The sequence below is a fragment of the Acinetobacter wuhouensis genome (genome assembly GCF_001696605.3).
Taxonomy (GTDB): domain Bacteria; phylum Pseudomonadota; class Gammaproteobacteria; order Pseudomonadales; family Moraxellaceae; genus Acinetobacter; species Acinetobacter wuhouensis.
Genome location: NZ_CP031716.1, coordinates 676,647 through 700,985 on the forward strand (window position 1 = coordinate 676,647; position 24,339 = coordinate 700,985).

Annotated in this window: 20 protein-coding genes; 7 read left to right on the forward strand and 13 right to left on the reverse strand. The window is 37.2% G+C overall.

Annotation, left to right across the window (positions count from 1 at the left end; translation table 11 throughout):
- The first annotated feature begins 31 nt into the window (after window positions 1-31).
- From BEN71_RS03875 to BEN71_RS03885, 3 genes are read left to right on the forward strand one after another with little or no spacing between them, the layout of a single operon-like run.
- Window positions 32-799 (forward strand): glycosyltransferase, encoded by a 768-nt coding sequence (locus BEN71_RS03875; RefSeq protein ID WP_068972852.1) that lies wholly within the window; start codon window positions 32-34, stop codon window positions 797-799.
- A gap of 38 nt (window positions 800-837) precedes the next feature.
- Window positions 838-1,821, forward strand: a complete 984-nt coding sequence (locus tag BEN71_RS03880; RefSeq protein ID WP_068972853.1) for a Stealth CR1 domain-containing protein — start codon at window positions 838-840, stop codon at window positions 1,819-1,821.
- A 12-nt stretch (window positions 1,822-1,833) separates the two neighbouring features.
- A complete protein-coding gene (locus BEN71_RS03885; RefSeq protein WP_068972854.1) occupies window positions 1,834-2,592 on the forward strand; it encodes a glycosyltransferase family 25 protein in 759 nt (252 codons plus the stop codon).
- Between the two features lie 17 nt (window positions 2,593-2,609).
- Here the strand turns inward: BEN71_RS03885 and BEN71_RS03890 are convergent, their stop codons facing one another.
- Window positions 2,610-3,821 (reverse strand): glycosyltransferase family protein, encoded by a 1,212-nt coding sequence (locus tag BEN71_RS03890; protein ID WP_068972855.1) that lies wholly within the window; start codon window positions 3,819-3,821, stop codon window positions 2,610-2,612.
- 161 nt (window positions 3,822-3,982) lie between these two features.
- On the opposite strand from BEN71_RS03890, the gene BEN71_RS03895 reads away from it, so the two are divergent.
- Entirely contained in the window at window positions 3,983-5,149 is a 1,167-nt protein-coding gene (locus tag BEN71_RS03895; RefSeq protein WP_161553506.1) for a capsular polysaccharide export protein, LipB/KpsS family, read from the forward strand.
- Between the two features lie 79 nt (window positions 5,150-5,228).
- Here BEN71_RS03895 and BEN71_RS03900 read toward each other — a convergent pair whose 3' ends face one another.
- From BEN71_RS03900 to BEN71_RS03920, 5 genes are all read right to left on the reverse strand, one after another.
- A complete protein-coding gene (locus BEN71_RS03900) occupies window positions 5,229-6,137 on the reverse strand; it encodes a VirK/YbjX family protein (RefSeq protein WP_068972857.1) in 909 nt (302 codons plus the stop codon).
- Between the two features lie 212 nt (window positions 6,138-6,349).
- Window positions 6,350-7,222: a lysophospholipid acyltransferase family protein gene (locus BEN71_RS03905; protein WP_068972858.1), complete on the reverse strand. Its 873-nt coding sequence runs from the start codon at window positions 7,220-7,222 to the stop codon at window positions 6,350-6,352.
- A 12-nt stretch (window positions 7,223-7,234) separates the two neighbouring features.
- On the reverse strand, window positions 7,235-7,462 hold the full coding sequence (locus tag BEN71_RS03910; protein ID WP_068972859.1) for a hypothetical protein: 228 nt from the start codon (window positions 7,460-7,462) through the stop codon (window positions 7,235-7,237).
- A 155-nt stretch (window positions 7,463-7,617) separates the two neighbouring features.
- Entirely contained in the window at window positions 7,618-9,405 is a 1,788-nt protein-coding gene (gene aspS / locus BEN71_RS03915) for an aspartate--tRNA ligase (RefSeq protein WP_068972860.1), read from the reverse strand.
- Window positions 9,406-9,590: 185 nt separating this feature from the next.
- Window positions 9,591-10,361 carry a DUF4184 family protein gene (locus BEN71_RS03920; protein WP_068972933.1) on the reverse strand — a complete coding sequence of 257 codons (771 nt, stop codon included), beginning with the start codon at window positions 10,359-10,361 and terminating at the stop codon, window positions 9,591-9,593.
- Window positions 10,362-10,495: 134 nt separating this feature from the next.
- Between BEN71_RS03920 and znuD the strand changes: the two genes are divergently transcribed.
- A complete protein-coding gene (znuD, locus tag BEN71_RS03925) occupies window positions 10,496-12,631 on the forward strand; it encodes a zinc piracy TonB-dependent receptor ZnuD (RefSeq protein ID WP_068972861.1) in 2,136 nt (711 codons plus the stop codon).
- 84 nt (window positions 12,632-12,715) lie between these two features.
- Window positions 12,716-14,179 (forward strand): phospholipase D family protein, encoded by a 1,464-nt coding sequence (locus BEN71_RS03930; RefSeq protein ID WP_068972862.1) that lies wholly within the window; start codon window positions 12,716-12,718, stop codon window positions 14,177-14,179.
- An 85-nt stretch (window positions 14,180-14,264) separates the two neighbouring features.
- Here the strand turns inward: BEN71_RS03930 and BEN71_RS03935 are convergent, their stop codons facing one another.
- Window positions 14,265-14,723, reverse strand: a complete 459-nt coding sequence (locus BEN71_RS03935) for a hypothetical protein (protein WP_068972863.1) — start codon at window positions 14,721-14,723, stop codon at window positions 14,265-14,267.
- A 171-nt stretch (window positions 14,724-14,894) separates the two neighbouring features.
- Here BEN71_RS03935 and BEN71_RS03940 point away from each other — a divergent pair, with 171 nt between their 5' ends.
- Window positions 14,895-15,416 (forward strand): RcnB family protein, encoded by a 522-nt coding sequence (locus BEN71_RS03940; protein ID WP_068972864.1) that lies wholly within the window; start codon window positions 14,895-14,897, stop codon window positions 15,414-15,416.
- 85 nt (window positions 15,417-15,501) lie between these two features.
- Here BEN71_RS03940 and BEN71_RS03945 read toward each other — a convergent pair whose 3' ends face one another.
- The 6 genes from BEN71_RS03945 to BEN71_RS03970 form a co-directional block, all read right to left on the reverse strand.
- Window positions 15,502-15,996, reverse strand: coding sequence for a phosphate-starvation-inducible protein PsiE (locus BEN71_RS03945; protein ID WP_068972865.1), 495 nt, complete (start codon window positions 15,994-15,996; stop codon window positions 15,502-15,504).
- A gap of 187 nt (window positions 15,997-16,183) precedes the next feature.
- Complete coding sequence (locus BEN71_RS03950; protein ID WP_068972866.1) at window positions 16,184-16,855, reverse strand: tetratricopeptide repeat protein; 672 nt, start codon at window positions 16,853-16,855, stop codon at window positions 16,184-16,186.
- A 203-nt stretch (window positions 16,856-17,058) separates the two neighbouring features.
- Entirely contained in the window at window positions 17,059-18,840 is a 1,782-nt protein-coding gene (locus BEN71_RS03955) for an acyl-CoA dehydrogenase C-terminal domain-containing protein (RefSeq protein ID WP_068972867.1), read from the reverse strand.
- A gap of 192 nt (window positions 18,841-19,032) precedes the next feature.
- Window positions 19,033-20,835, reverse strand: coding sequence for an acyl-CoA dehydrogenase C-terminal domain-containing protein (locus BEN71_RS03960; RefSeq protein WP_068972868.1), 1,803 nt, complete (start codon window positions 20,833-20,835; stop codon window positions 19,033-19,035).
- Window positions 20,836-21,288: 453 nt separating this feature from the next.
- On the reverse strand, window positions 21,289-22,935 hold the full coding sequence (locus tag BEN71_RS03965; RefSeq protein ID WP_068972869.1) for an acyl-CoA synthetase: 1,647 nt from the start codon (window positions 22,933-22,935) through the stop codon (window positions 21,289-21,291).
- Window positions 22,936-23,166: 231 nt separating this feature from the next.
- Window positions 23,167-24,216 carry an AraC family transcriptional regulator gene (locus BEN71_RS03970; RefSeq protein WP_068972934.1) on the reverse strand — a complete coding sequence of 350 codons (1,050 nt, stop codon included), beginning with the start codon at window positions 24,214-24,216 and terminating at the stop codon, window positions 23,167-23,169.
- Window positions 24,217-24,339 lie beyond the last annotated feature (123 nt).

The following is a 24,339-nucleotide window of genomic DNA, read 5'->3' on the forward strand; positions in this document are numbered from 1 at the left end:
ATATGACATTGCTCAGGTGGAAGATTGGTGCATGCAGGTCAATGAATCAAATTTACAGTCGAATTTAGCTGAATCAGAACAAAATATTGTGCTGTGTATGAAGTGGGGCACCAAATATGGTGCTGATTATGTCAATCGACTCTACAATATGGTTAGGCGTCACACCACAGTCGATTTTCAAATGGTCTGTTTGACTGATCGCACAGAAGGCATCAATCCTGATGTGAAATGTTTTCCAATTCCTTCATTGGCACTTCCAGAGGGAAGCCCTGAACGTGGTTGGAATAAACTTTCAACTTTTGAGCCTGATTTATATGGTTTAAAAGGTAATTTATTATTTTTAGACCTAGATGTGGTCATTGTGGATAATATTGATGGATTCTTTACTCATCCTGGAGAATTCCTGATTATTCACGACTGGAAGCGACCTTGGCGTGTGACAGGGAACAGTTCAGTTTATCGTTTTAAAATCGGTGCTTTTCCTGAGATATTATCGTATTTTCGTGAAAATTTTGACGAAGTTAGTCATAAATTCCGTAATGAGCAAGAATATCTTTCTTGGTACGTAAATCAGCAGAAAAAACTGAGCTATTGGCCGAAAGAATGGTGTAAGAGTTATAAATATCATTGCCTACAAAAGATTCCATTGGCGTATTTTAAGCCACCTATAAAACCACGAGATGCAAAAATTATCATTTTCCATGGTGAAATCAATCCGCCTGATGCTGTTTCTGGTGGTGGTGGTAAATGGTATCGTCATGTATTGCCATCTGATTGGATTAAAGATGCTTGGCAATAATAAAGTAAAATGATTGACAAAATTTGAGTGTAAGTTAGATGCAAGAGTTGGATATTGTTATTGCTTGGGTAGATGGCAATGACGTTGAATTAAAGCGTAAACGTCATAAGTATTTGACTGGTGAAGATGCATCAGATGCAGTCAGTGATACCCGTTTTGCGAGCAATGATGAGATTTATTACAATATTGCGTCTATCTTGAAATATGTGCCATTTTGTCGCCGTATTCATATTGTCACAGACAATCAACAGCCCGAATTTTTAAATGAATTTGTTTCGCAAGGTTTGTGTGATGCGGATAAAATTCGTGTTGTAGACCATCGTGAAATTTTCTCAGGCTATGAGCAGTTCTTGCCGACGTTTAATACACGTTCAATTGAGAGCATGCTGTGGAATATCCAAGGGCTTTCCGATTATTTTATCTACCTAAATGATGACTTTTTCTTTAATTCGACAGCGCAAACTGAAGACTTTCTAGAAAGTGATAAAATTGTGACTTATGGACATTGGAAGAGTTGCTTTAGTTATAAGACCAAACTGAAATATCGTAAGTTTTTGAACAAACATTTTAATAAACCAATTCAACCAGGTCATGTAATCGGGCAGATGCTCGGTGCAGATATTTTAGGTTTCAAAGAGTTTTTTGAAATTCATCATTATCCTCACTGCGTAGATCGAAAAATTTTGAGTGAATATCTACTCAATCATCCTGATTTATTGGAAACTCAGATTAAGTATAAGTTTAGAAGCGTCGAACAGTTGAATCCGATTTCATTGATGAATCATTTGAAAATTCAAAAGGATGAAGCGGTTTTAAAGCCTGATTTAGAATTGGCTTATCTAAAAAATGCTGAGAGTATTGAAACTTTTGTTTCGGCTCTAAAGCAGAATGAGATTAAATATGGTTGTATCCAAAGTTTGGACCAACTCAATGCTCAAGATGCTGAAATTGTGCGAAATGCAATGATCGAAAAATTACGCGGTTATTTACCACAAGCTGTAATTTCTGCCAAAGTTTTATAATAGGAATTCTTCATGAAAGTTGAAACATATCTGATTAATTTAGATGGCAGTGATGAGCGTTTAAAAAATGCTTCAGAAATTTTGACAGCTCAAAATGTTAAGTTTGAAAGATTTCCTGCTGTAGATGGTCGTGGTAAGCCTTTGGAAGCCTTTGAAACTTATAATGATGATAAAGCAAAACAAGTCATGGGACGTAGCCTACTTAATGGTGAGATTGGCTGCTATTTGAGTCATGTTGGATGTATCCAAAAATTTTTAGCTACTGATGCGGATTATCTTGTTGTTTTAGAAGATGATATGAAGCTGGCAGATGATTATAAAAAAAGTATAGATGAGATCTTAGATTTTTTACAAAATAATCAAACATTTGAATGGAACTTAATTAATATTGGTCCTAAGAAAAAGAAAATTTGTAAAACGCTTAAAACCTTTGACGGACATGAATTATTGCAGGCCTATTATTTCCCAATTCGAACTATTGGACTTGTCTGGTCGCGTAAAGGTGCTCAGGAATTCATTGAAAGTGGATTAGAAATCTTTATGCCAATTGATAATTTTTTACAAGCTTGGCTGAGTGAGAGCAGCAAAGGTTTATCTGTTTGGGAACCCTTGGTTAGACCAAGTGGCTTTGAAAGTGTGATTGATGTAAACAGAAGTAATAAGAAGAAGAATACACTCTCATTCAGTGTAAAAAAACAAATCAGAACTTGGAAAACTCGTTTTATCGCGATGAATAATAAATTATTAAATAAAAATGGAAGTAAAATTTAATACTTCCATTTTTAGATTTATGCTTTAAATATTGCTTTAATCTTTTCAAAAAATCCTGTCGATATGGTCTGAGAGGATAGTGCAATTTTAGGGGTTTCGTGAGGAAACAAGTTGTTAAGCTGGGTATAAACATTATGATCTATATAATGTTTAGACTCGTCATAACTTACATTGTCTACACGTTGAGTTTTCCAATTGTAATTGATAGCTTTGAAATGCGCATAATAGACACCTTTCAAACTCTTTAAATTAGTTTTTCGAATAGAGTGTACTTTCCATTGAGTTTGATCATCTAATTTAGAAGGGTTTATGCACCATTTATTATCACTATGCTTGTCATCTTTACTTCTATAGGCATAATTAAAGAAACGAGTCTCTTTATTATCCCCTAATGGAATGGATTGAATCCAATAGCCTGGATAGAGTAGCCCTTTATGATCAGCGAGTAATTCGAAAATAGACGATCCATTTGGAGTAATGACTAACTCATCAATATCTGCATTAATTACACCAGCAGAATATTTTAAGAAGCGGTGTTTTGCATGTTCAAACATACCATATTGGCAAAAGTCGGAATCCCAAGGTGTTTTACCTTTGCCACTATAAATACCACCTTGTGGTCCATATTTAAAATTCCAAGGAACTAGATAAATATCAATATCTAATTCTTTTTCTTCGAGGTAGATTTTAAGCTCATCAAGTGAGTAATTATTTGAATTATTGTCATAAAATAAAACAGTATCTATATGATGATATTTCTTATAAAACAAAATCCAATCATAAATCCATTCAAATTTATTATTTTTGGATAGCGTAAAAAGAACTTTTTTACCTTTGAATTCATTTAGGAAATTATGATTAACTTGGGTGTGAATTGAAACATCTTCATATTCCCAAGTAAGCTCATGTGGTTGTGTTTCAATTTGAGTAATATGATTGCTTTGAGTGCGATCAAAATGAATAGTTTTAATATTTTGAGTATGATCTTGATCATCTAATAAGATTTTACCATTCTCAATAAATTTTTCTAAGCCGTACAGAGGTGGCCCAGATAAGACAACTTTACCTTCAGAATAAAAAGTATCGAAACTTAATGTCTTGTAATCAAACTTCTCTTGGTAATCATCTGGTTGTAAATGTGCTTCACGAGGAGCTGTACGATTGTATGGCTTGTTATCTGGAATAATACAAGGAGATATTTTAACAATTTCAATCGTATGTTGAGACATGGGTACACCATAAAATACATAATAAAATCAAAGCATTATTTTTTGCTCGAATTCTGGTACTAATTTAACACTAATAATTGTTTTAATAAAGTTAAAAATTTTTAAAACGGATGTGTGAAGATGTTAAAATCCTAGTAATTCAACTGGTTATGTTTTTTATCGTGGAAGCTAAGAAATTTATTTTTGAATACCCACAAGATTGGGTAAAAAAAGCAGATCATCATAATATGATTTTTTTGAATAATATTACGACTAGTTTAATTGAGTTGAATTTAGTGGTGAGTTTGCTTCCAGTGAGCTATCCGACCTATGGAATACCTCGTAATAATTCTTCGAATCCTTATTTATCGTTTCATAGTTATGAGAATCCATCAAATATCTGGTCCTATAAAGAGGCTCCTATAAAGGGGCTGTATTCTATAGATCCAAAGGGTTATGGTGGGTGGGCTGATATTGCTCAAAATTTAGATAAGTATAAGAGTGAAATTGAGAAAATTCAAAAACCAGATGATATTTTAGAGCCTTATATACAACAATTGAAAAAAGGTCTGTCTAAATATAAACAGTCAAAAGCCAAAGTGACTTTAGATGATGGTTTTATATTATTTGCACTTCAAGTTAGAACGGATAGTGTTGCAGATCACGCGTATTTAGATGTTGTTGGTGTTTTAAATGAAGTCTCTCTATTTGCTAAAAAATTTCAACAGAAAGTTGTGATTAAACTTCATCCTAAATGTGATTCTGAGTTATTAAAAGCGCAAGTTTTTAAATTATGTCAGGAAAATAAATGGCTCGAAGTTTCTAATAGTGATATCACTCAACTTATACAACTTAGTAAAAGTATTTTGGCTTGTAACTCAGGCGTGAGTTTAGAAGCGTTAATACTGAATAAAAAAGTGTATTGTTTTGGTCAAAGTGAATGGTCAGTTATTACTCATTGCATCACTCAAATAGATCAGATTGAACAAGTTTTTACTAACGATGAGCAGAATTACAGTTTGAATTTATTTCAGAAAAAATATTTAGCTTATTTATTATCGTGTTATTGGGTACGTTTTGATGATCAACAAGCAATAAAAAATAAATTGCAAAGAATCGTAGCAGAAAATGAATCCTTGAATCATTTAAATGTTGAAGAGGTAGCAAGTCTAAATCTGTTAGAGGCGCAAAAGCAGTATACAAAAAAAATGAAACGCATTAACTTGATAGAGCGCGACTTTGAATATCAAAATAAATTACTGAAAGATATAAGAACGAATCCTTTTTTTATGATTGTATACTTTTTTAAATTTAATTTTATAAAGCTCAAAAACAAAATAGGTCTTTGATAAATTTCTATAAAATTTAACTTAGAGTCGATATAGTATTTCTTATTTAAAAGTAAGCAATACTATATCTTTTTGGGTATTAACTAATTTTTTTTACCATTTCAAGTTGTTGATTTCCTTGTTCGGTTAATGCATCTAAAATTAACTGTCTCTTTCTATACTGACTTCTTTTCTTGGATACAATTTCAGATAAATCAATTTGACTGTTTAGTGGATTAAATACATAGTTATCTAAAGGGTCTAATGATCCACCAAATTCTAACCAAAACTCATCTAAATTGGTTTTTACACGATTTTGATCGCGTTTTTTACGACTATGTTGATAGAAATGATTTTGATTAGATACACCTACAATATGTTTAACTTCATAGAACTCACAAAGTGTAGATAAACTATGTAATAACAGTTGTTTAGGTCGTAAACCATATAATGATTTTGTTAAATGCTTAATCGTATCCAGATTAATTTTATCTTGTTTTCCTGCTTGTAACCCTCCAATAAAGAATGTTGGTTCTCCATTTAGAATAATATATGAGAAACTCAAAGCATATTGAACTTGTCCATCTAATTCTAGAAGAATACAACTTTCCCCCTCTCTACGATGTTTACCTTTAAAATGTAAATTAAGTGTTAAAAGCTGTGGATTTTCTCCTTCAATTTGATATTGAAGTAATGGGAGAGCTTTATTTTCACATAGTTCAGTGTTAACTTTTGAAAATAACCAATCATAATGATTGGTGAGGCTTAGTAGTTTTTGATTATTATCAAAGCTATTACTTAAATAAGCATTGTGAAATTTAAGATAAAAGTCAGCTTCATGTTCTGATCGCCATTGGATGATCTGTGGATCTGAATTTAGATATTTAACCCAATTTAAGTTATTATTCCAGTCTAATAAAAATCTTAAAATATATCTTGTATATTTTGAATAAGACGATTGAGTAATCACAAATGGGATTACTAGCCAATAATAAAATGGGTTAAGCATTGTCATTACCTTATATATACATCTATGCTGTATATAAATTAATTTACGTCAAGTCAGAATTTAGAAATGATATTTTAATGCAAGTTTCTAAATGTATATGATAGCTTAGTTTTGTAAGGATAATAAGCATGGTCTTAATTCTAGATTACACTTAGTTATTGGTACAACTATAAAGTAATTTTTATGTTCTTTCTTAAGCTAAGCTAAAAATATTACGATTTAGGTTTATACAAATTCTTCCCACCTTCTAACTTGCGAAAACGCTTATAAGCCCATAAATATTGTTCTGGTGCGATATTGATCATTCGTTCCATTTCTTTATTCAACGTATCGACAGAAAGCTGTAAATCTTTAGAGTTAATATCTTTAGATAATTCAGTGAAGTGTAGATCAAAGCCAGAGTAGTTTGGACGGCGAATACAGCTTAGTCCAACGACTGAGCATTGGGTTTTTGCTGCTAATTTAGAAAGTAGGGTGGAAGAAAAAGCTTTTTGCCCATAAAAATCTGAATAGATGCCACCAGAATCTTTTGGAATATGATCAGGTAAAATTGCTGAAAATCCACCTTGTTTTAAATGCTTAAATAAAGCGCGAACACCCGTATCATCTGTAGGAACAAGGGTTGCATTGAGTTGTTCTCTTGATTCTATCATGAACTTATCGAGATCTTTATTTTTACTCGGTTTATACATGATGACAGGTGCTGTATGCTGATTCACCCAAGCATTCATGATTTCCCAAGTCCCAAAATGAGGAACCACACCTAAAGTGCCATTGGGATTTTTTAAAGCTTCCAGAAAAATTTCAGCATTATGTACTTGTTTGATTTGTGACAAAGCAAATTCAGGAGATGAACCCCAAATTTTGATTGATTCCACATAAGTCATACATTGACTTTTTAAACTCGCCTTAACCAATTGAATTTTTTGCTGATCATTGAGTTCTGGATATGCCACATTGATATTTAATTCAGTCGTACGTCGTGCTGAAGAATGTGTAGTAAATAATATACTACCAGCACCACGTGCCAATGTCTGAAGTATTGGCATTGGTAGGCGCGAGAAATTTTTGAGTAAGTTATACATGTATGGCTTTAATTATCGAGCTTCATCACGATTGTCATTGCCTTTCACGACCAAATAAATCAAAGATGCCATAATGAGGAAACCACCACCAAAACAGCTTAAGCAGAATAATAAAATACGTTGATATTTATCTAAATCGAAAAGTTGATGGTTGAGGATATATAAGACAAAGCCCCATTGAATCAGAGAAAACGCAATAAGAATAATCGTATGACGACGAACATTGGGACGCATAGCCATGGGAGAATTACCTTGTCAAAGAACGAGCTTAGTATGCCATTTTTGAGAACGAATCTCAATTTAATATCAGCTTCGATGTATTTATCTACATATAACTTGTTTAAATCAATAAAAAAACCCTGCACGATGGCAGGGTCTTCACTGGTCTAAAAGAATTAAGCTTCTTTTGTTTCAGCTTTTGGTTTTTCACGTAAGCGAATACCCAAGTCACGCAATTGATTTGGCTCAACTGGTGCTGGCGCTTGTGTCAATGGACATTCAGCTGTTTTGGTTTTCGGGAATGCAATCACGTCACGGATTGAAGATGCACCTGTCATCAACATCACTAAACGGTCAAGACCGAATGCCAAACCACCATGTGGAGGCGCACCGAATTTCAATGCATTTAATAAGAAGCTGAATTTTTCTTCTGCTTCTTCTTCACCAATACCAAGCGCTTCAAAAATCGCTTTTTGCATTTCAAGGTTGAAGATACGCAGTGAACCACCGCCCACTTCCGTACCATTCAATACCATGTCATACGCAACTGAAAGTGCAGCGCCTGGATTGTTTTTCACTTCTTCAACACTTGATTTTGGCAGTGTGAATGGGTGGTGAACAGAAGTCCATTTGCCATCATCAGTTTCTTCGAACATTGGGAAATCAACAACCCAAAGCGGCGCCCACTCGCATGTTGCAAGTTTCATATCGTGACCAACTTTGATACGTAAAGCACCCATTGCATCGTTTACAACTTTGGCTTTATCTGCACCGAAGAATACGATGTCGCCATTTTCAGCACCAACACGTTTCAACAAATCAAGTACGATTGGCTCGATGAATTTAACGATTGGAGATTGAAGACCTTCAATGCCTTTTTCAAGTTCGTTGACTTTGATATAAGCCAAACCTTTCGCACCGTAGATACCAACGAATTTAGTATATTCGTCGATTTGGCTACGTGGAAGCGCACCTGCACCTGGTACACGAAGTGCAACGATACGACCTTTAGGATCTTTTGCAGGCCCTGCGAATACTTTGAATTCAACGTCTTGCATCATGTCTGCAACGTCAACCAATTTCAAAGGAATACGCATATCTGGTTTATCAGATGCATAATCACGCATCGCATCTGCATAAGTCATACGCGGGAATTTGTCGAACTCAACATTTAAAAGTTCTTTGAACATTTTAATGGTTAAAGTTTCCATCAAATCCATGATGTCATCGTCACTCATGAACGATGTTTCAACGTCGATTTGAGTAAATTCAGGCTGACGATCCGCACGTAAGTCTTCGTCACGGAAACATTTAGCGATTTGGTAATAACGGTCAATACCACCCACCATTAACAACTGTTTGAACAATTGTGGTGATTGTGGAAGTGCATAGAAGCTACCGTTAGATACACGACTTGGTACTAAATAGTCACGCGCACCTTCAGGTGTTGCACGTGTTAAAACAGGTGTTTCAACGTCTAAGAAACCATTTTCTTCGAAATAGTTACGAATTAAGTTGGTCAATTTAGAACGGAAGCGTAAACGGTCAATCATTTCAGGACGACGAATATCGAGGAAACGATATTTCAAACGTACTTCTTCAGAAATGTTGGCATTCTCATCATTCAATGGGAATGGAGGAGTTTCAGATGCAGCAAGAACTTCGATTTCTTTACCTAAAACTTCGATTTGACCACTCACCATATTGGCATTTTCTGTGCCTTCATAGCGACGACGTACACGACCAACGATTTTTAATACGAATTCTGAACGTGCTTTGTCTGCTGTTGCAAAAGCTTCAGGTGTATCTGGGTCGATTACAACTTGCACTAGACCATCACGGTCACGCATATCAAGGAAAATAACACCACCGTGGTCACGGCGACGATGAACCCAACCGCATAAGGTAACGGTTTGGTCAATTTGAGCTTCGGTTAAAGAACCGCAATAATGAGTTCGCATCATAGCGTTAGAAATCCAACTATATGGGTTAAGGAAGCGAGTACGTAAACAGCGCATCGCCTAAAAATGTAATGTGAGATTATGCCTCTTTGAGCAGTCAGTCACAAGGACTTCGACTAAAAACTAAGAGATTGCCTCATAAATTTAAGCTGATTTGAATAAAACTTTAGTGACAAAATCGGCAAAGTTTAAATCTCATCAAAATATTTACGATAGTTCAAAATACTAAACAAAAGACAACCTAGTGTAAAACACAGCATCGCACCTTGGGTAAAACCTTTGGCAAAGAACCCAATCCAATTATATAGGTCAGTCTGTTGTGGGATGAAACCTTGAGTTTTTGCGAAATATATATAATAAAAACAGCCACTAAATAATGAAATGAGAAATAAGAAAAAACCAAATACCTGAGTTTTATAAGTTGAGATATGATCCATTCGATATTTAAAAAAATAATGTATTCCCATCCATGCTAAAAAAGGTAGCGCAATAGCAGAACAGCCGATTTGCAAAACCTTGTGCATGGGATAGGTATGCTGAAAAAGTGTCACAGGTTGGGCTAAAAAAGTTTTAAATGCAAAGGTTCTAAAATCTAAGTGAGTTAGACCATCCCAAATAATATGTGTCGCTGTACCTATGATGATTGCCAAAATCATCCAGATAAAAAATTGAATGAAAGTTGTGATCGAGTTGATATTTAAGGGCTTATTTAAGCCCAAAAATTTAAAAAGAAATGGGCGATATAAGCCATACCATAAAAAACAGAATAATAAACCGACCAAAAGGTCAGGATAAATAATGCCTTTAAATTGATGATTCAAATGAATTTCTGTTTTAACCAACAGTCGATATAAATCAGGTGTCATTGTCCCAATCGCTATTGCTGCTATTGGCAGACGATTGCCTGAAAGTTTAGAAAGTGGTGGTGCTAAAACAGCATGAGAAAGGGTAAAAGGCATTGCTTTAAAAGGTTGAATGATCATTTTCATTTGATTCTAAACAAAATCTTTTAATGGGAATGTTTTTTATTGCAAAAAAATAGAAATGTTATAATATAACATTTATTAAGAATACTGAGCTTCGAGAGCATTCCATGTCTTTTTCAAAAAGTGTCCTGACACTTTCTATTACCGCTGTTTTTACTACATCTATCTGGGCAGATGATCAAACCAATTCTGCGCAAGTTAGTTCATTTCAAGCGCATACAGCACAGCAACCTCAACAATTAGAAACAATCAAAGTAACAGCACATCCTTTGGTTCGTTCAGACAAAGATTTTGGGGAGGTGGATGAGACTGTTTCACGTGAAAAATTGCAACAAGCAGGCACAACGATAGGCGAAGCTTTGAAAGATGAATTAGGTGTGTATTCTAATTCTTTTGGCTCAGGTTCAAGTCGTCCTGTGATTCGTGGGCAGGACGGCGCTCGGGTGAAAGTGACACAAAATGCAACAGAAAGTATGGATGTATCGAGTTTATCTCCCGATCATGCTGTTACTGTTGACCCTCAGCTGGCGCAGAAAGTTGAGGTGATTCGTGGGCCATCAACCTTGCTCTATGGTGCAGGTTCAGTCGGTGGTTTGGTGAATGTTGTAGATACTAAAATTCCAACAGTCATGCCTGAAAATAGTTACGAAGGTAATGTTGGCGTACGTTACAACTCAGGCAATGATGAAAAACTAGGACATGCAGGTGTAACACTCGGCTTGGGTTCAAATGTAGCTTTGCGTGTGGAAGGCTTAAAACGTGAAGCCAATGATTATATTACGCCAAATTATAGTGTGATCGAAGATCATGGTGATCATACTCACACTATAAAAGAACGTCGTGTAGGCAATACATTCTCTGAATCTGACAACGTCAATGTCGGTTTATCTTGGATTGGTGAACGTGGTTTTGCAGGTGTCTCTTATAGCAATCGCCAAGACAAATATGGTCTGCCAGGGCATAGTCATGAATATGAATCCTGTCATCCACATGGTGATCATTTACATTGTGGCGGACATGACGATCACGATCATTCGGATGAACATGAGCATTCTGCACATGATGAACACGATCACGATCATTCAGGTGCAGGGCCGTGGATTGATATGAAAACTGAGCGTTATGATTTTCGTTCTGAGCTGAATGAGCCATTTGCAGGTTTTAAAAAATTACGTGCACAGGCGAGCTATACCGATTATCAACATGATGAAATCGAAGGTAGTGAAGCCATGACGACTTTTGAAAGCAAAGCTTATGAAGGTCGTATTGAGCTAGTCCATAATCCAATTGCACAGTGGGAAGGTGTATGGGGTGTGCAAGCCAGCCAGCAAAAATTGGATATTTCAGGTGAAGAAGCGATTTTTGCTCCAAATAAAACTCAAAAATACAGTTTATTTGGCTTAGAACACCGTCAGTTTGGCGATGTGCATGTGGAGTTAGGCACACGCTTTGATCATCAAAAAATCGAGATTGACTCGAAGCAAAAAAATTATGATGGCAATGCGATTTCAGTATCGGGTGCAGCAAATTGGGAGTTTAAACCAGATTACACATTATCTCTGTCAGCTTCACATCAACAGCGTTTACCGACTGCGCAAGAGCTGTATTCAAATGGTGGACATTTCGCCACCAATACTTATGAACTGGGCAATGAGAATTTAGATAAAGAAAAATCTAATAATGTTGAGTTAGGGCTACATTATGAGGGTGATCAACTGAGTTATCACGTGCATGTGTATCATAATTGGTTCGATCACTATATTTATGCCAAAACTTTAGATCAGTATGAAAACTTTCGTTTGATTGAATATCGTCAAGCCGATGCGAAGTTTTATGGTACTGAAGCTGAGGTAGCTTATCAGTGGAATGATACTTATAACACCAGTTTATTTGGTGATTATGTGCGCGGTAAAATTGAAGATGAAAATGCACCACGAGTGCCTGCAGGTCGCTTAGGTACACGTGTTAAAGCGGATTTTGATGAGCATTGGTCTGGTTCTGCTGAATATTATCACGTGTTTAATCAAGATAAATTTGCAGCTTATGAGGCTGAAACGAAAGGCTATAATATGGTCAATGTGGGTGTTGCATATAAATATCCATTGTCAGGTAAGCAAGAAGCAAATGTATTTTTCAATGCCAATAACTTGCTTGATGAAACCGTTTATGAACACACCTCTTTCTTAGCGAATATTCCACAAATCGGACGTAATTTTGTGGTTGGTGTAAATTATAAGTTCTAAATTATTCGCATTCATTCACCAAATCATTATTGAAAAATAATGGGAAAAAACCTAGTCTGGCCTAAGTAGACTAGGTTTTTTCTTATGCGTATTTTTAATAAAATTCATGACAAGCTGAATTGGTCCAAGCGACGCTATTTCAGTATCATTTTGGGTGTATTGGCTTTAGGATATTTATCGTCCGCGATTTATCATACCTACAAACCTTTACCAGAGGGATTGAATTTTACAGGTCAACTTCGTCATGCCAAGGTCAAGTTTATTGCAGATGAAACGTATATCGATGCTCAAGAGCAACAACAACTTGATCAACGTATCTTTGATCAAGCTTTGCAATTGATTAAGCAAGCGAAAACCACCATTGTCGTCGATATGTTTTTATTTAACAGTGAGGTGGGTGAGTCTAAAATTCAGCAAAGAGCATTAACTCATCAATTGACGGAAGCTTTGATTAACCAAAAAATAGTTAATCCAAGCCTTGAGATTAAATTTATTACCGATCCAATTAACTCCGTGTATGGTGGCATTCAACCAGAACAATATCGCCAGTTACGTTTAGGCGGAATTGAAGTTATAGAAACCAATCTTGTACCGCTTCGTACATCTAATCCAACATGGTCTGGAATTTGGTATTTGTGTTGTCAAGATATAGGCAATAATCCTGAAAAAGGTTGGTTAAATAATCCTTTTGGTAAAGAAAAAATAACAGTACGAAGCTATTTAAATTTATTTAATTTCAAAGCCAATCACCGTAAAACGATTGTGGTCGACACGGATGATGGTTGGAAAACCTTAGTGACTTCGGCAAATCCGCATGATGGCAGTTCACGTCATTCCAATGTGGCGTTGATGGTTGATGGTGCAATTGCCACTGATCTTTTAAAAACAGAACAAGCTGTGGCACATATGTCAGGTGCTGATATGCCTTTTGTGATTTTAGGCAAACTACCTGAAGACCGAAATGATCCACAAGTTCAAGTACTCACAGAAAAAGCAATTTATGATGCAGTTGTGAAAATGTTAGATACGGCTAAAGCCAGTGATCAAATTGATTTAGCAATGTTTTATTTGTCGGAACGTAAGATTATTAAAGGTTTAATTGCTGCGAAAGAACGTGGTGTAAAATTGCGAGTTCTACTTGATCCGAATAAAGATGCATTTGGTCGTCAAAAGAATGGTATTCCCAACCGTCAGGTCGCATCTGAGTTACATGATGCTGGTGTTGATGTGCGTTGGTGTAATACCCAAGGTGAGCAATGCCATAGCAAAATGATTGTGAAACGTAATGCGCAATCTGCGGAAATGATTCTAGGTTCAGCGAATTTCACCGCACGTAATTTAAAAAATTATAATTTGGAAACTGATTTACGTGTTGTTGGTCAGCCACAGCAACAAGTTTTCATTGACGCAGATCAGTATTTTAATACAGCTTGGTCTAACTTAAATGGTCGAAATATGAGTGTAGATTACAGTAAATTTGCGGATGAATCTAAGTTCAAATATGGCGTCTATCGTTTTATGGAATGGAGTGGGTTGTCGACTTTTTAATATACGATTGAATCTCCCTAAATCCCTCTTTTCCAAAGAGGGACTTTTCTCACTTTTTTAAGGTGAGTGTTAGGGGAAGATATTTTTAATTTTTAGGTTCAGGATTCGGTGGAACCATTTTATCCAAATCTTTATCAGATACCTGATCCAATTCTTTGATATCGGTTTTAATTTTCCATTTCTCAAGATCATCGACAGGTTTCGGTAAACGTGCTTCTAGCCAATCGCAAACAACGTCAGGTGGGAAGTCAGCATGATTACATTGAATCACCCATGAAAGGAATTGTTTTGCATCACCATTCATATAAGGTGGTGGTGAAACAGGTAAAAATTGAGTCGGTAGGCGTTCATTTTTAGAAATGTAATTGAGCACATGTCCTAATTCTTGTACGGTCTGCCATGCTAAAGGATGTTCGATATTAATCTGAAATTTAAACCACCAAGCCGACTTTCCATCTGAACCATAGCTGTCAATAAAAGCCTCTTGCACACTCGGCACTTTACAGAAAAATTGATGTAAACGGTCAAAACTTAGTTCAGCCACAATTCAGCATCCATCAGAATAAAACGATATTTTATCAGATTCAGTTCAGAATAGACTCTGGATAGGCAATAATCATAGAAATGAGTTAAATTTTGTCTATAAATTATTCATTATTTGTCTTAGATTGTGGATTATGATTACAGTTAATGAGTCATCTACGTGGGGGTAGAAATGAAACAAATACTCAATTTTAGTTTATTTGCATTACTGCTTTCGGGTGCTTATACAACAACTTGGGCAGATGGAAAGGACTGGGGCAATTATCGAAGTGTAGAGCGCCATCAGCATCAATCCCCGACGAGAACCTATACTTATACCGATCAATATGGTCGTCCGATGTCTGAACAAGTCCCGATACGACCTCAGAATAATCGACCGTATCTAAACTATCCTAGTTATCCAAGCTACCCGCATTATCCTCATCAAAATTACCCAGATCATGGTTATCCAGATCGCCCTTATCCTGTTTATCCGCCACAAAATGGTGTAACGATTATTTATAACCATCAGTTTCCAACACAGACAACCTACTCTGGAAACAGTTATGGTTATGTCAATGGAAATGGGACGATTAAAAGTTCGCAATATACCTTGATTAGTGATTGGCGCCGTTATGGTTTGCCTGATCCACAAGTGGGGATGCATTGGGTCTATGAAAATGGACGTTATGTACAGATTCCAAATGATCGCTAGATAAATTGATATCAATCACTAAGATAATTGCCTCTCCTTGAGGAGAGGGTTAGGGTGAGGTGGATTTTTGTAAAACATTTGATTTTTAAGCCAATTCATCATCCTCAGGTTTTGGCGTTTTACCATAAGGCAGTGGTTGGTCTTGGTGCTTTTCCCGAATCACAGAAGGAAATTTCCAAGAGGCAAAACGTACAATTAAAATTGAAAAGGCTAAAATCAGAATTGAGCCTGTAATAATGAGCTGATCAATATCCGCTTTATGGTCATGTTGAATATCGGAAATAAGTAGGCGGGTCAGTGCGGTAATGGCGATATAAATCAGGAAACGGACAGGCATGTGATTGGTTTTAAAATAAATTCCGACCATTGCACCCAATTCTAAGTAAATGAATAACAATAAAATATCATCAATCGTAGCGTATTGTTTTACGGTTAAAATATCAATAATGGTATGCACTGCCGACCATGCGATCATACAGCCGATAATAAAAAGTGCTAAATAGTGAAAGGCTTCTACGGCGATATTGCCAAATTTATCGAGGAGTTTTTCAATTTTTTCAATACGTGGATCTTTATTCATCACATCCTCCATCTTCAAGGTTTTAAGTTATTTAAAACCATGCAAATTTCATGCACATGAAAGGAAAATGAATGTTCTTCGATTTAGAAATAATCATTTTTGATGTTATGTTATTTCTACTCTCGTAATTTGATGACAATAAAAATGTATTTACCAACCCACTTTAAACAAGAAGATTTAACTGAGCTTATTTATTCATTTGCATAGGCATGTTGATTTGCTCTAAATATTTATCTCGCCAAAAATTTGCTTTATCCAAATCTTTTTTCACACCTTGTCCTAAACGGTACATTTTTGATAATGAAGATAGGGCAAATGGATGATTTTGTTGCGCTGCTTTTGTATACCATGCTAAAGCTATTTCAATATTTTTAGGTATACCATCTCCTTTTGCGTAAATTTCACCCAATTTATATTGTGCATCACTTGATCCTTGATCCGCAGATTTTGTGTACCAATCAATAGCCTTTTTCTTATCTTGTTTTGTTCCAATTCCATTACAGTACATATCAGCCAATTGTACTTGGGTATATAGATCATTTTGTTCAGCGGCTTTTTTAAACCATTCAAATGCTTTAGGCGTATTTTGAGTGACGCCTTTTCCCTCAAGATAGTTTTTAGCCAATAGATATTGAGCCGTTACATGACCTTGTTGGGCTGCTTTTTCATACCATACTGATGCATCGCGATCATTATTTTGTTGTTGATAATGAAAACCCATAGAGAATTGCGCTAAGACATTTCCATGATCAGCTAAGTCTTGTATTTCAGCTAAACTTTTGAATTGTTGTTCTGCAAATAGAGAAGTGGACAGGGCACTGATTAGTGCTGATAAGCCTATAAACTTTCTAATTTTCATGACAAATATAATCCTTTTGAATGACATTATTGGTTTAAAGGTTTTTTATATTATCAGGATAATAGTGATGCCCCTTTGATTCAAGGAAGAATGTTTTGGCTTATGGCTCAGGAGGGTATTTGATATGACAGCAAAAAAACACCCCCAACTTTTACAAGTTGAGGGTATTTTCAAAGTCTAAAACTTATTTAAGAGTTCTGAACTTAAGCTTGATTGGTAAAGTAATCTTCGCTAAAGCTCATAATCACTTCTGCACCAGATTTAATCTTCGCAACGCGAGAACTTAATTCAGGCAATACACGCTGAATGAAGTAATGCGTCAATGCCAATTTGTCTTGGTAGAATTGACCTTCTTTGGCTTTTGCTGCTTTGGCAATACGAGCAAACATATACGTGAAGCTGAGTAAGCCCACAGCATGTAAGTAATCTACAGCAACAGCATTTGAGAAGTCCGCATTTTCTTGCGCACGTTCAATAATACGCTGAGTCACGACTTCAATTTCAGTGGCAACGTCTAACGTTGCGTCTTTGATGAAATTCAAGTCAGAGTCTAAATCATTGGCAAAATCACGGATTTCAGCGATGTATTCAGCAATGAATTCACCATTACATTTAATGGTTTTACGACCAATTAAATCTTGTGACTGAACGCCGTTGGTGCCTTCATAGATTTGTGCAATACGTAAATCACGTACACATTGCTCCATGCCCCATTCACGGATAAAGCCGTGACCACCGAAGACCATTTGTGCATCAATTGCAGCATTAAATGCTGTATCAGTTAAGTATGCTTTTGCAATTGGTGTGAGTAGTGCAACACGGTTATTGGCAGCAGCAACCGCTTCAGGATCTGTAGAGAATTTGGTGATGTCTAATTGTTGACCGACATAAACTGCAAATGCACGAGACGCTTCATTGTTTGCACGAGCATTAAGCAACATACGACGTACATCACCGTGTACTAGGATGCTATCCGCAGGTTTACTTGGTGATTGAACACCTTGCGCGCTACGACCTTGTAAACGATCTGTCGCATATTGTGCAGCATTTTGATATGCATATTCAGAAGCGCCTAGACCTTGGATACCCATAGACAAACGTTCATAGTTCATCATCACGAACATCGCTGCAAGACCGTGGTTTTCTTTACCTACAAGATAACCTTTGGCAGCATCAAAGTTCATCACACATGTTGCAGACGCTTTGATCCCCATTTTGTGTTCGATTGAACCCGGACCTGCGGTATTGCGTTCGCCTAAAGAGCCGTCAGCATTGACAATGAATTTTGGTACGATGAAGAGTGAAATACCGCGTGAACCCGCAGGTGCATCAGGTGTTTTCGCTAAAACAAGGTGAATGATGTTTTCAGAAAGGTCGTGATCACCACCTGTGATGAAGATTTTTGTACCTGTGATGTTGTACGTACCATCTGCATTTGGTTCAGCTTTAGTTTTGATAATGCCTAAATCTGTACCTGCATGAGGTTCAGTCAAACACATGGTACCTGACCATTCACCTGTATACATTTTCGGTAAATAGGTTTCTTTTTGCTCTTGAGATGCATAGCTGTTCAACGCCATCCCTGCACCCACAGAAAGAAGCGGGTAGAGCATGAATGATGGGTTGGTTGCAAATAGCATTTCGTCCGCAAGTACAGTCAGCATTTTTGGCATTGCCTGACCGCCCCATTCCTCATCTGCACCTAGACCAATCCAACCGCCTTCAGCATATTGTTTAAACGCTTCTTTGAAGCCTGCAGGTGTGGTCACTTTACCATTTTCATAATGCGCACCTTCTTCATCACCAGTACGGTTCAAAGGCAGAGTGACATTTTGGGCAAATTTCGCCATTTCTTCCAAAATTGCTTCAGCCGTTGCTGAATCAACATGAGCAAGTTTTTCATTTGATTGCCAGAATTGTTCTGCATTGAAAACATCATTCAAAATGAATTTCATATCTGCAAGTGGCGCATTATAAATTGGCATGTGGGTTCACCTGTTTATTGTTTGAATCTGTTAACTCAGATCAGTTTAAGCAACATTTGTGAATGTTGTTAGGGGACCTAAGTTGAATAGTGGTTATTTATAAAGAAAAAGGACGGTGAATGCTATGACCGTCCTTTCTCTATTTCTGCACTCTTGAGTACAGTTTTTTAGCTGACTGTTTAGACAGTCAAATTAGAATGCAAAGTCTTCAGCATCCAATGCCATCAATGGATCTAAGCCACCTGCGATCACGTCAACGTGTGAACGAACGCGTGGTAAGATTTTCTTGAAGTAGAATTGAGCTGTTTTGATTTTTGCATTGTAGAAACCAGTTTCAGTTGAACCTTCAGCCAATTTCTGTTGTGCAACAAGTGCCATACGTGCCCATAGGAATGCAAGCGTTACATAACCAGAGAAGTATAGGTAATCTACCGCAGCAGCACCAACTTCATCAGGGTTTTGCATTGCTTTCATGCCGATTTGCATGGTTAAGTCGCCCCATTCTTTATTCAGCGCAGCAAGTGGCTCAAGGAACTGAGCTAATTCAGCATTGTCTTTGTTTGCTTCGATGAATTTGTGGATGATCTTAGTGAAGTCTTTCAACATTGCACCTTGAGTACCCAAAACTTTACGACCTAACAAATCAAGTGCTTGGATTTCAGTTGTACCTTCGTATAAGCAAGAGATACGTGTATCACGTACGATTTGCTCCATACCATGCTCAGAAATAAAGCCGTGACCACCGAATACTTGTACGCCGTGTTTTGCAGATTCTGAACCCGTTTCAGTTAAGAATGCTTTTGCAATCGGTGTAAGTAGTGACAAGATGTTGTCAGCAAATTTACGTTCTTCTTCAGTTGCGCCTTGTTCAACAACGTCAGCGTATTGAGAAAGGAAGTAAACCAGTGCACGACCACCTTCAGCATACGCTTTTTGTGTCATCAACATGTTACGTACAGCAGGGTGTACGATGATTGGATCTGCTTCTTTTTCAGGTGCTTTAGGACCAGACAGTGAACGCATTGCCAAACGGTCTTTTGCATAAGCCAAAGCACCTTGGAATGAAGATTCAGAAGCAGTCAGACCTTGTACAGCAGTACCGATACGTGCAGTGTTCATAAATGTGAACATTGCATGTAAACCACGATTTTCAGGTCCAATCAAGAAACCTTTCGCGTTATCAAAGTTGATCACACACGTTGCATTACCATGGATACCCATTTTGTGTTCAATCGAACCACAACGTACGCCATTACGGTCTGCAATAGAACCATCAGCATTGACATTGAATTTAGGAACGATGAATAAAGAGATACCCTTGGTACCTTTAGGCGCACCAGGAAGACGAGCAAGAACGATGTGAACAATGTTCTCTGCCATATCGTGTTCACCAGCAGAGATAAAGATTTTCTCGCCAGAGATTGCAAAACTACCGTCTGCTTGTGGTTCAGCTTTAGAACGGATAATACCCAAGTCAGAACCTGCATGTGATTCTGTTAAGCACATGGTACCTGTCCATTCACCTGAAACAAGTTTTGGTAAATACGTTGCTTTTTGTTCAGCAGAACCGTGATGCTCAATGGTACGTACTGCACCATGAGAAAGACCAGGGTACATACCCCAAGCCCAGTTTGCAGAACCGACCATTTCAGAAATAGCGGTTGCTAAAGAACCTGGTAAGCCTTGACCGCCATGTTCTTCAGGTACAGAAAGAGAAGGGAAGCCAAGCTCTACATATTTGTCATAAGCCGCTTTAAAGCCCGTAGGTGTGGTTACAACGCCATCGTTCCAAGTACAACCTTCGCGGTCACCGATTTGGTTCAATGGAGATAATTCATTTTCACAGAAATCCGCGCCAGCTTCTAAATATTGATCAATCAATTCACGGCTTACGGTTTCTTGGAATGCAGGTAGTTTCGCGTAATGTTCTTCAGCATTTAATAATTCATGCAAAACGAAGTGCATATCACGTAAGGGCGCTTTGTATTGTGGCATATCGGGTTCCTCAATACTGGTTAAACCAGATTTATAATCTTGATAAATACAATGTGTCTTCACTGACACATATTTGTTCTAGTACATCGTGCAACATCTTATAGTGACGTACAAGTATTTCATGGTTATTTCTCTGTGACTGTAAAGTCAAAGAAAAATAGCTTGAAAGTTGTAAGTGCATTGAGTATAAACACTTTTCACTGAAAAATAAGGATACAAATTGTCAAAATCGTAAAAAGTTGTGTCTTGTGGGATTGATGCGTATATCGTTTAAATATCGTGGAATGTGTATTGAAAAGTAATTTAAATTGTTGCTGATTTGACGATTTTAAATCAGTTAGTGAAAGAGAAACGAAGATGGTGGGTCAGCTCTTAATCGCTAGAAGGAAAAATAGCTCAAAAAGAAAGGTGGCTTATGCCACCTCTCTTATTAATGAATGGGGATTATCCCGATTAATTAAACTCACCGACTGAACGCTCTTTCGCCCAATCACGTAGTACAAATTTCTGTAATTTACCTGTCGAGGTTTTTGGAATCTCACAAATCACCACATCTTTTGGCACTTTGAAGCGAGCTAAATGCTGTTTACAGAATTCAATCACATCTTCTGGTGTGGTTTCAGCTCCTTGTTTCAGTTCGATAAATGCACAAGGGACTTCTTGCCAACGAGGGTCTGGTTTTGCTACCACAGCCGCAGTCATGATCGCAGGGTGGGTATAAAGTACTTCTTCAACTTCAAGCGATGAAATATTCTCACCGCCTGAAATGATAATGTCTTTTGAACGATCCATGATTTTTGCATAACCATCAGGTTGACACACTGCCAAATCACCCGTATGGAACCAACCACCTTTAAAGGCTTCTTCAGTGGCTTGGGTATTTTTCAAATAACCTTTCATCACGATGTTGCCACGGAACATGATTTCGCCCATGGTCGTGCCATCATTCGGTACAGGCTGCATGGTTTCAGGGTCAAGGACACGCATCCCATCTTGTAATGGATAAGGTACACCTTGACGCGAATGAAGCTGTGCTTGTTCCTGAATCGACAACTCACTCCAACCTGCTTGTGATGCACACAGCGCAGAAGGACCATAAGTTTCAGTCAAACCATACACATGATTCACTTGCACACCAATATGATGCATTCCTTCAATGATCGCAGCAGGAGGAGCTGCACCTGCCACCATCACTTCAACACGATGATTAAATTTGATTTGTTTGTCTTTAGGTGTGTTAATCAACATCGACAAGACAATCGGTGCACCACAGAAGTAATCCACTTGGTACTGATCAATCAGTTTGAAAATAAGTTCAGGATCAATTTTACGCAAACAAATATTGGTACCACCATTGGCTGCAATCGTCCATGCAAAACACCAGCCATTGCAGTGGAATAGTGGCAAAGTCCATAAATACTTACAGCGTGGTGTCATTCCACAGGCAATGATATTACTCGCAGCATTGATGTACGCACCACGATGATGATAAACCACACCTTTCGGGTTGCCTGTCGTACCAGAAGTATAATTTAGACTGATCGCATCCCATTCATCTTGAGGCAAGTGCCATTCAAAGTTTTCATCGCCACCGTTGAGCCATTCTTCATATTCGATCTGACCAATACGTGCAGTCGTGTCATTGGCTTCATATTCAACATCTGCCACATCAATGATGTAAATCTCTTGTGGTACCAGTGCAACCGCTTCCTGCGCCATTGCTGCAAATTCTGGGTCAACCAAAAGTACTTTGGTTTCAGCATGTTCCAACATGAATGCAATAGTTTTTGCATCTAAACGCGTATTTAGTGTATTTAAAACGGCACCTGCCATTGGTACAGCAAAATGTGCTTCAACCATGGCTGGAGTATTCGGTAAAAGCACCGAAACTGTATCATTTTTTTGGATGCCTAGATTTTGTAATTGATGGGCAAATTGACGGCAACGGGTATAAGTTTCACGCCAAGTAATACGTCGTGCACCATGCACAATCGCATCTTGATGTGGATAAATATAAGCTGCGCGTTCTAAGTAACGTAGCGGAGATAATGCTACGAAATTGGCAGGTGTGCGTGGTAATTCATCGTATGCACTGACCATGTAAAGCTCCATCTGTATTTGTTTTATTTTCCATGCCTAAAAGATATGCATATCGTGAATTGAATGCATTTATTCTTTAGTCGAGTATTTATTCTAAATGTAAATGCATTTACATACTTAGAATTTATTGAAGAATAAGTTTTTTATTTAATTTATTGAAAATAAATCAAATAATATAATTTTTTTATTCGCGTAAATCTTGCTGCTATTTACATTTGGTTAAATAAAGCACTAAGAAACTGAACCCAAGAGTTTAGTTTTTTTGTACTCTGTAGGTGAATATCCTGTCCATTTTTTAAATGCACGGCGGAATTCACGCAACTCACTAAAGCCCAATTTGAAACTCACTTCACTGATGGATTGATTATCTTCGATCCATTGTTTGGCTTTCGTTTCTAAAACTTGTTGTCTGAGTAGTTGAAAATTTAGACCTTCATTAAGCAATAAACGGCGTAGATGGCGTTCACTGATATGAAAATGTTGAGCTGCTTGTTGCATGTCGAAACGATCAGGTAAGTGACTTTCAATAAGATGTTGTAACACATTGACCAAACTATGTTGATTCATTTGCTCAAACTGTTTTAAGGCTTGATCGCAGATTTGAATTGCCGATTGAAAATTGACAGGGCTATAAGTTTTAATGGCTCTTGCTAAAATTGCCGCATTAAATCGAATCAAGTTTCTATGGGCATTAAACAGGATTGGACAATTGAAAAACTTTTGGTAGTCATCTAAATAAACAGAATGATCATAACTTAATTCTAAGCGAACCAAATCATGATGATCCCCTAGCATCATGTTTAAACAGGTGATCATACTGGCAAAGGCTTCATCACAAAAAAAAGCGGTTAAATCCCCACAATGACTCCGCTCACTCAGTTCAATTTCGCAATAATCATTCACAATATTAAAAGAAATGTCTAAGACACTCCCTGAAATGGGGTGATAGTGCAGGGCGGTTTGCATGGCTTCTTCTACGGTTTTACAGGCTTGCATCGCGAAACCTAAAATTCCCATTGAAATTTGACCTTCGCTGCTGCCCAGTAAAACGCCTAAGTGCGGTTGCTGTGTTTGTTGAATTGCCTGAGAAATGACGCTACAAATTTCTGAAAACTCGACAAAACCATGTCCTTGGCGTATTTGTTCCAAGTCTAAACTTTGTGTTGAAAACCATTCCGCATAAGACCAGTGTTGTTGTTCTGCATAGTGGATCAAACTGGTCAAAATCATCGGTGGTATATAGTATTGAGAATTGGCAAATTCCTTTTGCTGTTCGCTCATGAAGTCCGATTCGCCCCCCATATTATTGTTGCTTTTACCCTCGTTGGTATCGCATATTTTTGATTAAGATTCAATCTACTTCTGATATTGTAAAAGATTTAATTACACTAAAGACGGAAAATA

What these genes read in the sequence shown, in the direction of transcription:
- BEN71_RS03875 (WP_068972852.1), top strand. Translation starts at nt 32, where the DNA reads ATGCAGGTCAATGAATCAAATTTACAGTCGAATTTAGCTGAATCAGAA.
- BEN71_RS03880 (WP_068972853.1), top strand. Translation starts at nt 838, where the DNA reads ATGCAAGAGTTGGATATTGTTATTGCTTGGGTAGATGGCAATGACGTT.
- BEN71_RS03885 (WP_068972854.1), top strand. Translation starts at nt 1,834, where the DNA reads ATGAAAGTTGAAACATATCTGATTAATTTAGATGGCAGTGATGAGCGT.
- BEN71_RS03890 (WP_068972855.1), bottom strand. Translation starts at nt 3,821, where the DNA reads ATGTCTCAACATACGATTGAAATTGTTAAAATATCTCCTTGTATTATT.
- BEN71_RS03900 (WP_068972857.1), bottom strand. Translation starts at nt 6,137, where the DNA reads ATGCTTAACCCATTTTATTATTGGCTAGTAATCCCATTTGTGATTACT.
- BEN71_RS03905 (WP_068972858.1), bottom strand. Translation starts at nt 7,222, where the DNA reads ATGTATAACTTACTCAAAAATTTCTCGCGCCTACCAATGCCAATACTT.
- BEN71_RS03910 (WP_068972859.1), bottom strand. Translation starts at nt 7,462, where the DNA reads ATGGCTATGCGTCCCAATGTTCGTCGTCATACGATTATTCTTATTGCG.
- aspS (WP_068972860.1), bottom strand. Translation starts at nt 9,405, where the DNA reads ATGATGCGAACTCATTATTGCGGTTCTTTAACCGAAGCTCAAATTGAC.
- BEN71_RS03920 (WP_068972933.1), bottom strand. Translation starts at nt 10,361, where the DNA reads ATGCCTTTTACCCTTTCTCATGCTGTTTTAGCACCACCACTTTCTAAA.
- znuD (WP_068972861.1), top strand. Translation starts at nt 10,496, where the DNA reads ATGTCTTTTTCAAAAAGTGTCCTGACACTTTCTATTACCGCTGTTTTT.
- BEN71_RS03930 (WP_068972862.1), top strand. Translation starts at nt 12,716, where the DNA reads ATGCGTATTTTTAATAAAATTCATGACAAGCTGAATTGGTCCAAGCGA.
- BEN71_RS03940 (WP_068972864.1), top strand. Translation starts at nt 14,895, where the DNA reads ATGAAACAAATACTCAATTTTAGTTTATTTGCATTACTGCTTTCGGGT.
- BEN71_RS03945 (WP_068972865.1), bottom strand. Translation starts at nt 15,996, where the DNA reads ATGAATAAAGATCCACGTATTGAAAAAATTGAAAAACTCCTCGATAAA.
- BEN71_RS03950 (WP_068972866.1), bottom strand. Translation starts at nt 16,855, where the DNA reads ATGAAAATTAGAAAGTTTATAGGCTTATCAGCACTAATCAGTGCCCTG.
- BEN71_RS03955 (WP_068972867.1), bottom strand. Translation starts at nt 18,840, where the DNA reads ATGCCAATTTATAATGCGCCACTTGCAGATATGAAATTCATTTTGAAT.
- BEN71_RS03960 (WP_068972868.1), bottom strand. Translation starts at nt 20,835, where the DNA reads ATGCCACAATACAAAGCGCCCTTACGTGATATGCACTTCGTTTTGCAT.
- BEN71_RS03965 (WP_068972869.1), bottom strand. Translation starts at nt 22,935, where the DNA reads ATGGTCAGTGCATACGATGAATTACCACGCACACCTGCCAATTTCGTA.
- BEN71_RS03970 (WP_068972934.1), bottom strand. Translation starts at nt 24,216, where the DNA reads ATGAGCGAACAGCAAAAGGAATTTGCCAATTCTCAATACTATATACCA.